Genomic DNA, 11,384 nt, shown 5'->3' on the forward strand with positions numbered 1-11,384 from the left:
AACGCTTTCTCTCAATGCCCATAATGATTAATACAACTTTTAGGAGTGAGAAACATGAGCAAACGAATTGAAACGAAATTAGCGCAAATTGGGAATCGAAGTGAAAATGTGACAGGTACTGTTAGCCCGCCAGTCTATTTTTCTACAGCTTATCGTCATGCAGGAATTGGAGAATCAACCGGGTTTGACTATATCCGTACAGGAAATCCAACCAGATTACTTGTTGAGCAGGCGATTGCTGATTTAGAACACGGTGATCGAGGATTTGCTTTTAGCTCAGGTATGGCTGCAATCCAAACGATCATGGCATTATTCCAAAGTGGTGATGAATTAATCGTTTCTTCTGATTTATATGGTGGAACATATCGTTTGTTTGAAAGAGAGTGGAGAAAATACGGATTATCTTTTCAATACGATGATTTCACAAATCCAACAGAAACTGAAAAGCTAATTAATGAAAAAACAAAAGCCTTATTCATTGAAACACCAACAAATCCATTAATGCAGGAAACGGATATAAAAGAATTAGTATCAATCGCTAAAAAACATGAAATATTAGTGATTGTTGATAACACATTTTATACGCCGGTGTTACAAACACCAATTTTAGATGGTGCAGACATTGTGATTCATAGTGCAACCAAATATTTAGGTGGCCACAATGACGTACTTGCCGGATTAGTTGTGACAAAAGGTCAGGAATTAAGTGATGAATTTTTTCAACATCAAAATGCAATTGGAGCAGTTTTATCTCCATTTGATTCATGGTTATTAATGAGAGGAATGAAGACATTATCACTTCGCATGAGACAGCATCAGCAAAATGCTCAGCAAGTGTCACAGTTTTTAGAGGAGCATCCTGATGTACTTGATGTCCTTTACCCGGGAAAAGGTGGAATGCTTTCGTTCCGTTTGCAGGATGAAACATGGGTAAATCCATTTTTGAAAAATCTAAAGACTATCACATTTGCTGAAAGCTTAGGCGGGATTGAAAGCTTTATCACCTATCCAGCTACACAAACTCATATGGACATTCCTCTGGACATTCGAATTGCAAATGGTGTCTGTAACAAATTGCTGCGCTTCTCGGTAGGTGTGGAGCACGCAGAGGATATTATAGAAGATTTAGCACAAGCATTTAAAGCGATGAAGGAGGCGGTAGCAGTTGAGCAATCATGATTGGTCATTTCAAACAAAACTACTTCATAATGAATCAAAGGTGGATCACAGCACAGGATCGGTAAGTGTGCCGATTCATCATTCTTCAACATTTCATCAATTTGATATTGATGAATTTGGAAAATATGATTATGCTCGTTCAGGAAATCCGACACGAGAAGCTTTGGAACAAGCTATTGCAGAATTAGAGGGTGGAACTAGAGGCTTGGCATTTTCTTCAGGAATGGCAGCTATCTCTACTGCATTTTTATTACTATCCCAAGGTGATCATGTATTGGTAACAGAGGATGTATATGGTGGAACATTTCGAATTATTACAGATGTTTTAACTCGTTTTGGCATTGAGCATACGTTTGTCGATATGACAGATCTTCATCAGGTTGCATCTGAAATTAGACCAAATACGAAGGTCATTTATATGGAAACACCTTCAAATCCATTGTTAAAGGTAACCGACATTCAAGGCATTGTGAACTTGGCAAAAGCTAATAATTGTCTAACCTTTTTAGATAATACGTTTTTAACGCCAGAGCTTCAAAGACCATTAGAGCTTGGTGTAGATATTGTGCTTCATAGTGCAACGAAGTTTTTAGCAGGTCATAGTGATGTGCTTGCGGGACTAGCTGTTATTAAGGATCCAGAGCTGGGTGATCGTTTATATAAATTACAAAATGCATTTGGTGCTGTGCTTGGTGTACAGGATGCCTGGTTGGTTCTTAGAGGATTAAAGACGCTGCATGTTCGCCTGCAACAATCTCAAGCATCAGCATTAAAGATCGCCGAGTTTTTAGCAGATCATCCAAAAGTAGAAGAGGTATATTACCCGGGCTTGAGCTTTCATCCGGGACATGATACACAACGATATCAAGCGGATGGGCCAGGAGCGGTATTATCATTTAAATTAGCGGATGGAGATGCAGTAAGAACATTAGTTGAGAATGTTCAGCTTCCTGTTTTTGCTGTAAGTTTAGGTGCTGTTGAATCAATTCTTTCCTATCCTGCTAAAATGTCGCACGCAGCAATGCCGCCTGCAGAGCGTGAAAAACGCGGAATTTCTGATGGATTGCTCCGATTAAGTGTAGGATTGGAGAAAGTAGAAGACTTGATTAAGGATTTTGATGCAGCATTGGAGAAGCTACCGGCTGTAAAGAAAAGTGAAAATGTAAATGTATAAAGGACTAGAGCTGACTCTTTTTGAGTTAGCTCTTTTTTATTGAAATGGATTTTTTATTCACACAATGTTTAAAAAGTCTTTATTGTTTCTTTAGGTTTAAAGTAATATAATCAATACATCTTTTAGGTAGGTAAAATATCCTGGTTATTTTGGTTGAGGTTACGTTACTTAGTCTATGATCATACATATTTAAATTCATATTTACCAGACTAAGTAGTATCTATTTTCAGTAGAGGAGTTTATTACATGAAAAAACGACTGATTTTCTTGTTAACGTTGACGTGTATGATCATACCTGTCATAGCAAGTGCACATGTTAAATGGTTTGCAACAGTTGAACCTGAGAAAATAAGCATTGAGCAAATTTTATCACCATTTTTTATTACGATTTCCTTATTATGTGCAATCATTTTAGCTGTTTTATCTCAAGTAATGGGGAAAGTATTGGATATTCCTCTTGCAGCAAAAATTGATTTAAAACTGGACAGCTTTCGCAAGTATTCAAGGTATTTGCTGAAATATGGAACAGCTTTATCGTTTATCCTTCAGGTTGTGAATGGGACAATGTTTGCACCTGAGTTCGCAATTAATCAAACATGGCAAACGCTCATCATGTGGATTATTATCATCTTTTTGCTTATTCCACATCACTATGCGACGAAAATTGCAGCCCTTTTTATGCTTGGGTTATTTATCTTTGTATGGAGTGAAGCCGGTTGGTTCCATATGTTAGATTATGGGTTTTATGTAGCGATTATCGGAGTATTATTAATCGGAAAAACAAGGCTGGAAAATGTGGGATTTCCATTTTTATACTTAGGGACAGGGTTAAGTTTATGTTGGGTAGCCGTTGAAAAATGGGTGTATCCAATGATGACAACTGAGATTATCCACCATCACAATGTTCCGACATTTGGCTTTGAACCTGGAATATTTGTTGTACTTTCGGCTTTTATCGAGTTTGTTGTTGGGTATCTATTAGTTGTTGGAATCTTAAATCGAGTATTAGCGGTTGTGGTCACGATTTTGTTTATTTTAACAACAACCATTTTCGGCTATACAGAGGTTGTTGGACATGCGATGATTCACATTGTGCTGCTCATCTTTATTATAGAAGGAATTTCGTTTTACCATCCTCCGATTAGAATGCATAAAACAAAATTAGATCAAATGATTTTTGTATCATTAAACTTTTTGTTTGTATTAAGTGCGTTTTTACTTATTTATTATCGATTTGCATAGTAGGAAAGGGGCTGACCCAAAAGTCTAGATTTTAGACATTTGGGTTAGCCTTTTTAGGTTCTTTTACATACTTTGATATTTTTGATTTTTTGATGCAAATAAACGTGTATACCGGGACGTTTCATTGCGCTCCAGACACTTGCTTTCCGCGGGGAGGAAGCTGAGCCTCCTCGCCTTCGGCTGCGGGGTCTCAGCCTTGCCTCACTTCCCGCAGGAGTCAAGTGTCTTCCGCTCCATTCCACTATCGATCTAAAATGGTATTAATAAATGTAACCCTACGAAAACAGCCTTATTTAAAGACATAATTGAACAAAAAAATCGCCCTATTTTGTATAATGAAGTTACCACACCACCTTATACAAGAAAGGGACGATTTTTTTATGAAATATGATCATATCTCTTTCGTCAATTAAAACATGAATCAGTTAGTTCTTCAATTAGACCTTGAAATTCTCATCCCTCTATTTAAATGGTTCCTATAAACTCATATACTTTATTTGCTTGTAGTGGTCGACTAAAATAAAATCCTTGAAAATCTTTACAACCTTTAGATAGCAAGAATTCCAGTTGTTCTTTAGTTTCAACGCCTTCTGCTATGATTTGAATTTTTAACTCTCGTGCAAGCGTGATAAGGGCTGAAACAATTGCTCCATCTTCGTGGTTATTTGGGAGAGTTGAGATAAATGACCGGTCAATTTTAATTGTATCAACTCGAATTTGTCTTAGGTACGTAATAGAAGCATAGCCTGTCCCGAAATCATCAATCGCGATTTTTACACCTATTTCCTGCAATCGTTTCACCGAATGTTGAATAAGCTGACTATGTTGATTTAATACACTTTCTGTGATTTCAATTTCTAAGCAATTTGGAGAAAGAGTAAATTCTGCTAACGTTTTCTCAACAAATGATGGAATATCAGTTAAAATAAACTGATTTACGGAAACATTTACGGCAATTGGAACGATCGGATGCTGTTGTTTCTTCCATTCTTGAATTTGCCTGCATGCTTCCCATATAACCCATTTTCCTAGTTCCTCGATAAATCCACTTTCTTCTACTGAAGGAATAAATTGAAGTGGACCGACTACCCCTTTTTCCGGGTGGTTCCATCGAATTAATGCCTCTAGTCCTATTACTTTCCCTACTTCGGCATTGATTTTAGGTTGGTAATATAATTCGAATTGGTTCTTACTTAATGCGTGATGGAGCTCTTCATTAAGCATGAACAATTCAATTCCACGCTCAGTCATCGATTCATCATACAAAGCGATAGATTTACCGCCAGCCCCTTTTCGTTGGTACATAGCAATATCTGCATTCCTAATGAGAAGATCTAAGGTGTCTCCATGTTCAGGGAATACACTAATCCCAATGCTCGCTGAGACATAAAATTCGCGATTTTCTATTACGATAGGTTTCTTGATTTCATGAATCATTCTGTCTGCAATAGTGAGCAGAAGTGTTTTATCGGTTACATCACGTAATAAAAGGACAAATTCATCGCCGCCCATACGGGAAACAATATCCCCGTCACGTACATGATCGGTAATTCTCTTTGCGACATGTTGAAGAAGTTTATCTCCAAATGCATGACCAAATGAATCATTAATCGGCTTAAATCGATCTAAGTCCATAACTAAAATCGCAAACTTTGATTCACTTGCTTTCGTTTCTTGAATAATTGTGTTAGAAACATCATGAAGATAGCGAATATTATAAAGGTCTGTTAACAAGTCATGTGATGCTAAATAGTGAATCTCCTGTTCCTTTATATTCCGTTCCAATGCAAGACCGGAAAGATAGCTAAACACATTTAACATATCAAGTTCGTAGCGTTCTGGCTCACGAACGTGTGAATGGTAAATGGCAAATGTTCCTAGTAATTCCCCGTCTGTTGACAAGATGGGCTTTGACCAACACGAATGTATACCATGTTTTAATGCTATGCTTTTCCAATTTTCCCATTTCGGATCGGTTTCTATGTTCTTTGTAATTTTTGTTTTTTTCGTGTAAGCGGCATGCCCGCAAGAAGCAAGATTTAGTTTTACAGGAAATTTATCTACCTGAACTTGAAATGATGATGGTAATTGAGATGCATATGCCAAACGAAGCCAATTATGTTCCTTTTCATAAAGCATAATTGAGCAATAACTTTCATTTGATAGATTTTCAACGGTTTCTACAATTCCTAATAAGATGTCTTGTATTGGGTCTCCGGAAGCAATTTTTGCTAAATACATGTACTGAAATTCTTTCATCTTTTGACTTAGCTTCTGATCGGTAATATCCTTCGCAACCCCATGAATACCTATTGTTTTATCATTTAAAGTAGAAGGGATTGTTGTGATTTGCATGTCAATGATCTTTCCGTCTTTTCTAACAATCTTAGCTTCATGTGTTTCTGCATGGCCTTTTTTAACATTTTCAAACCTCTCCGTAACAAATGTGAGGTTATCTTTTGCAATGACTTTAGCAAAGTGCTGGTCAATTAATTCGTCTTTCTGATAGCCGACAATTTTTTCAACTTCTTGATTTATATCTAAAAAGTTCCCTTCCATGTCCAATGAAAAAACACCATCAGGATGCTGGTCAAAAAATGTTTTATATCGTTGGTTACTACATACTAATTCTGTGATATCACGCCCAATGACAACAATTGTGTCAGGATGACCAAGTGAGTCATAGAGAGGGATTTTTATGACTTCAAAAATATGATCCGTCCCATTAATCGGGATAATTTCTTCTACTTTAATTTGTTGTCCTGCATCCCATGCTTTTTTATCAGATGCAGTAAAGTAAGGAGCATAAGGAGCGAAGCAAGGAAAAAGGTCTCCTAATTCTTCCTCTGTTTTCCCTTTATAAGAATGTTCATCTATCCCAAATATATTGAGTGTTTGCTTATTCGTTTTTATCCAACGTCCCTTTTTATCCTTCAATACGATAATATCAGGACTAGTGTCAATAATCTTAGTTAGGATGTTATTTTGATCCACTTCCATTTGTAACCCTTCTTCTTCTTTTTTATGAATATACTTACGGACATTATACTATACAGAATTATCTGGGAACTAGTCTTCCTAGTGGTGGTAGATAAAGGAAAACATATCAAGATTCTTATGCATGTACAGAGGGGTTTCATCATATATAAAAAAGAGCTTGCACTTTAACACAATTTTTTCAAAGGGGGAAACAGAGATGAGAAAAATGCGCAATAGCTTGTTGTTTATTTTACTCCTTTCATTCATGATGATCATGGCTGCTTGTAGTAGTGGAAATGATTCCGGGAATGCGAATGATGGAGAGGGCACAGCTGATACTGATAATAATTCTGGTGAAAAGCAAGATTTAAGCTTATTAACAGGCGGAACAGGTGGTACGTACTATCCTCTCGGTGGACAAATTGGAAAAATTATCACAGACAATACGGATGCCAACATTACACCACAAACGTCAGGTGCATCAGCTGAAAACATGGAAACCTTAAGAGCTGGTGAAGCGGAAATAGCATTTTCACAAACTGATATTGCAGCCTATGCTATTGATGGACTTGAAATGTTTGAAGGAAATGCCATCGATAATATTCAAGCAATCGGATCTTTATATCCGGAAACAGTTCAGCTTGTCACAACGAAAGATAGTAGTATTACGTCCGTAGAAGACTTAAAGGGGAAAGCAGTATCTGTAGGTGCGCCCGGTTCAGGGGCATATATCAATGCCATGCAAGTGTTAGAGGCTCATGGACTAACAGATAAAGATATTAAGCCTCAAAACCTATCCTTTGATGAATCAACTGATGGCATTCAGGCTGGAACGATCGACGCAGCATTTATTACAGCAGGTACTCCTACAGGTGCGGTAGAAGCACTATCAGCCCAAAATGAAATCGTGATTGTTCCTTTTGCAGAAGACAAAATTCAAGCATTAATTGATCAGTATCCATATTATGCACAAGATACAATTGCTGCAGGAACATATAAGATAGAAGAAGACGTAACAACAGTTGCTGTAAAGGCAATGCTTGTTGTAACAAATGACTTAGATGAAGAACTCGTTTATGAGATGACAAAATCTCTATTTGAGAACACAGATAAAATTACACATGCTAAGGGTGAATTTATTACACCTGAAACTGCACTTGAAGGATTGGGAAATCTGGAATTACATCCAGGTGCAGCGAAATATTTTGAAGAAAAAGGGATTCAGTAATATAAATAGAAGTCTAGAGTTTTGAAGAAAAATGATGAGAATCGTGTCAGAATGGGAGGGTTTTGTCATATAGCAAGTCCATTTTGACATGATTCAAATATTTTCTGGGAAATAAGTCGAACAGTGATAGAGAAGAAGTATTGACTTGAGGTGGGTAACTGAATATAATAGAATATGTAGCTTAAAGCGTTGCATAAAATAATATATTGATCCGATAGTTCAGTGGGAGAACACTACCTTGACAGGGTAACACTCACTTTATACGATCTGATAGTTCAGCGGGAGAATACGTCCTTGACAGGGACGGGGTCGGGGGTTCGAATCCCTCTCAGATCATTGATATGACAGGCATTAAGACACATTCATTTATTGGGATGTGTCTTTTTGTTTTTCAATAGGATTTTCTAATGGAAAACAGAAAAATAGGTTTCGGGGTGATTTCGGGGTGATTTCACTAAATGAGTTATTTGGGACACAGTTTTATGTAAAGCACGTTGATTTACACATTTTATACCCATGCTATAGGAAATGCTGGTTTATAAAATGTCTCTTTTAATAAAGTCCAAATATATTATTAAAAATCCTCATATAAAAATTCTTGACCGAGAAATATGTGGCTTTGAAAAATCAGGTTTATTATTTGAAAGGATTCTAAGTTATTTATTAAATCACAAAAGTTTTCATCAGAGGCTTTAATTCGGTAATCGTAGTGTTTATATAGTGGATCGAATTATATCCTTTTTGAAAAGTCCTGCTTTCAAAGTTAATATGATATTGTTTGCATATCATTGAGAATAATGTGAAAAAATGCAAATAGAATAAATGATAAAAAAAGAGACTAACCTCTTTGCAATCCGCAATGTAGTTAGTCTTTTTTATAAGGTTGCAAATAATTCAGAAGCCTGTTTATCGGTTTCTTTTGTTTTGTGAGCGTAGACATCTGCCGTAAAACTTGCTCTTGAATGACCCAATCTTGAACTTACGGTTTTCAAATCTACTTTGTTTAATAACAAAAACGTTGCATTGGTGTGCCTGAGGTCATGCAAACGAATTTTTCGTAAGCCAAATCTCTTTGTAAATCGATTCCATTTTGTTAAAGGGTATCGTTTACTATATGGTTTTCCAAATTCGTTAGAGAAAACAAAAAAGTATTCTCCACCTTCCCATAAGTCGGATAGCATGTTTTTTTCTCTGTTTCTCTGTTCATGAAATTTTCTTAACAAGGGAATGATATCTGATGGCAAGGAAATATAACGAATAGATTTTTCAGACTTTGGCTTTTTAAGAATAAATCCATTAACTGTATTATTGCTATATGATAAAGAATGTCTAACATGAATAATCCCTGTATCTAAATCAATATCTTCCCACTGTAGACCCATTAATTCTCCTTTACGAAGTCCGCAAGTTACAGCAATTTGAAAGAAAAGTCTCCAACCAAGTTCAAGTTTCGGTAAATATTTTAGAAGCTCTGATAATTCATCCTTACTATACACATTCCCTGCACTTGAAGATTCTTTTTCTTTTTTGATAATTACAGGGTTTTCTTTAATAAACTTCCATTCTACGGCTCTACTAAACACGTTTTTTACAACTCTACGAACAAAGTTAATGGAGCTTCCTTTAAGGGCTTCATTTTTACCGTCCCTTCTTGCACCATCTTTTTTTAAGTCATTTAAAAAACTTTGAATAATGAAGGGAGTAATTTCTTCTAAATGATAATGGCCTAATGTGGGGATGATTCTTGTTTTGAGTTGAAGGTCATAAAGTTCCAATGTGCTATGAGCAAGTTTATGCACTGCATATTGTTCTCTCCAATCGTTGATGAAATCTTTGAGAAGAAGTTTTTCAGGTTTTATATAGTTGCCTGAGAGTATTTCATCCCTATATTCAGCCAATTGCCTTTCTGCATCTTTTTTCCGTTGCTTTTCAGTGTTGCCGTTAGCGGTAATCATTTTTGAATATTTTTTTGGTTTTCCATTAGGATTTTTACCATAATAAAATTGAATACGATATTTGTGAGGATTTTTTCCTTCTTGATAAACTGAACCGTATGATGCCATTAGAGTATTTCCTTTCTGATTTTATTTTTGGCTTTGTTTTAGTTTTTGTCTACTTTTACGTACTTTATGTGTGTTTTCACACGTACTTCTTTTTCTTCCCATTTTAGGTGGACAAAATTTTTGCGACTCATGTGTTACTTCAAATAACTCATTGCATTCGTTACATCTTCTTAAAGTAGCCTTATTCAAGATAGCTTTTGTTAATTGAAAGTAAGCTGTTTCCAAAAGATTTTTAAATCTAACACAGTGAAAAATTGTGTTGTCATTCTCAATTTGTTCGTAAGACTCTTGCCATGTTTTCATTTCGTTAAGAACGTTTGTGATAACCGTTCCAACGCTTTTGCCCCGATTTGATGAAAGTATTGAATTATAATGCGTAGAAGGTTCAAATGGAAATTTACCTTCTTTGTTTTGTTTGTTTTGCAGTTCAAACCACAAATACAACAAATCCTTGTAATAGGAAAGTTTTTTAAAAAAAGGAATGGTATCCATTATTGTCGCTTTAACTTCCTTGTTAAATGGTATCTCCTGATGTTCAAGTGGTAGACCATAGATTTGAACGAATTTCATTAAGGTATCATCTGAATTAATTTTTGCTATTTCGAGATATAAAAAAGGGGCATCTTTCAATGGGTTGAAAGTGAGGCAAGGTTTTAAAGGATCATTTATTGCTTTAATTTGAAAAACATACTCTGGTTGTAAATACAATCGATCTACTCCCAATTCTTCGTCTGAGAGATTTTTAACTGTAATTTCTTTATAGTCCTGAAAAACAGTAAAAGTCGTTAAACATTTTATGCCATTCATTATCATCGCTTCTTTCTATTGAATTGTTGTTAATACACTATCTATATAATGTCATATGTAAACCTCTAAGTCAATAAAATGTGGTGTACAATGTGTTGAGTTGGTTTTAACATTTTGAGATAAATAAGGTTAGTAATTTAAAGTATTGCCAAAATAAAATTGTGCTGATACAATTAATCATGTTAATGTAAACCACAAAAATAAGATTTGTTGGTGTATTTTTTAAAACGAAAGGAGATATTATTATGAACAACGAGATTTTAACAGTTGAAGAGGTAGCCATTTATTTGAGAGTGTGTACAGATACGATTTACGATATGTGTCGTAGGAAGGAAATCCCTCATGTAAAGATGAAAAGGAGGTATGTTTTTCAGTTTGAAACAATAAAAAAATGGCTATGCGAACAAGAATCCTCGAATTGCACAACACACATAAATCCTCTATTATAATTCTTTCCTAAAACCTTCAAAAAAATTCCAATTTATAACCTCAATCTGATATCACTTGATTCCGATAACTAACATAAAATATGAAAATCGGTAAGATAATATTATTAGAAACAATGATAAACAACATTCCTAATTTGAATCTTTTAATTAATTATGTGTATGAATTACAAAGAGTAATAGAATGTGAATAAGATGCCAACTATAATGGCATTTGAAAGTTGTGTATTTAATATAAAAAAGTGGAGTGGAGGTCATTACAATAT

At 35.3% G+C, this 11,384-nt stretch carries 8 protein-coding genes and 1 tRNA gene; 6 read left to right on the forward strand and 3 right to left on the reverse strand.

Going from position 1 to position 11,384, the window contains the following annotated elements; all coding sequences use genetic code 11:
- Window positions 1-54: 54 nt before the first annotated feature.
- From HWV59_RS06175 to HWV59_RS06185, 3 genes are all read left to right on the forward strand, one after another.
- Window positions 55-1,179: a methionine biosynthesis PLP-dependent protein gene (locus HWV59_RS06175; RefSeq protein WP_175638321.1), complete on the forward strand. Its 1,125-nt coding sequence runs from the start codon at window positions 55-57 to the stop codon at window positions 1,177-1,179.
- Window positions 1,166-2,353 carry a cystathionine beta-lyase gene (gene metC / locus HWV59_RS06180; protein WP_102233227.1) on the forward strand — a complete coding sequence of 396 codons (1,188 nt, stop codon included), beginning with the start codon at window positions 1,166-1,168 and terminating at the stop codon, window positions 2,351-2,353. The genes HWV59_RS06175 and metC overlap by 14 nt, the downstream gene beginning before the upstream one ends.
- Before the next feature lie 246 nt (window positions 2,354-2,599).
- Window positions 2,600-3,595 (forward strand): DoxX family membrane protein, encoded by a 996-nt coding sequence (locus HWV59_RS06185; RefSeq protein WP_102233226.1) that lies wholly within the window; start codon window positions 2,600-2,602, stop codon window positions 3,593-3,595.
- Window positions 3,596-4,060: 465 nt separating this feature from the next.
- Here the strand turns inward: HWV59_RS06185 and HWV59_RS06190 are convergent, their stop codons facing one another.
- Window positions 4,061-6,595 carry a bifunctional diguanylate cyclase/phosphodiesterase gene (locus HWV59_RS06190; protein ID WP_102232278.1) on the reverse strand — a complete coding sequence of 845 codons (2,535 nt, stop codon included), beginning with the start codon at window positions 6,593-6,595 and terminating at the stop codon, window positions 4,061-4,063.
- Between the two features lie 196 nt (window positions 6,596-6,791).
- On the opposite strand from HWV59_RS06190, the gene HWV59_RS06195 reads away from it, so the two are divergent.
- Together HWV59_RS06195 and HWV59_RS06200 are read left to right on the forward strand one after the other, a co-directional pair.
- Window positions 6,792-7,802, forward strand: a complete 1,011-nt coding sequence (locus HWV59_RS06195; protein ID WP_102232279.1) for a TAXI family TRAP transporter solute-binding subunit — start codon at window positions 6,792-6,794, stop codon at window positions 7,800-7,802.
- Window positions 7,803-8,066: 264 nt separating this feature from the next.
- Window positions 8,067-8,138, forward strand: a tRNA-Val gene (locus HWV59_RS06200).
- Window positions 8,139-8,677: 539 nt separating this feature from the next.
- On the opposite strand, the gene HWV59_RS06205 is transcribed toward HWV59_RS06200, so the two are convergent.
- Complete coding sequence (locus tag HWV59_RS06205; protein ID WP_175638322.1) at window positions 8,678-9,865, reverse strand: tyrosine-type recombinase/integrase; 1,188 nt, start codon at window positions 9,863-9,865, stop codon at window positions 8,678-8,680.
- A 21-nt stretch (window positions 9,866-9,886) separates the two neighbouring features.
- Window positions 9,887-10,672: a hypothetical protein gene (locus tag HWV59_RS06210; RefSeq protein ID WP_175638323.1), complete on the reverse strand. Its 786-nt coding sequence runs from the start codon at window positions 10,670-10,672 to the stop codon at window positions 9,887-9,889.
- Between the two features lie 245 nt (window positions 10,673-10,917).
- Between HWV59_RS06210 and HWV59_RS06215 the strand changes: the two genes are divergently transcribed.
- Window positions 10,918-11,121: a helix-turn-helix domain-containing protein gene (locus HWV59_RS06215; protein WP_175638324.1), complete on the forward strand. Its 204-nt coding sequence runs from the start codon at window positions 10,918-10,920 to the stop codon at window positions 11,119-11,121.
- The last annotated feature ends 263 nt before the right edge of the window (window positions 11,122-11,384 follow it).

Source organism: Metabacillus schmidteae, assembly GCF_903166545.1.
In the GTDB taxonomy this organism is placed as follows: Bacteria; Bacillota; Bacilli; order Bacillales; family Bacillaceae; genus Metabacillus; species Metabacillus schmidteae.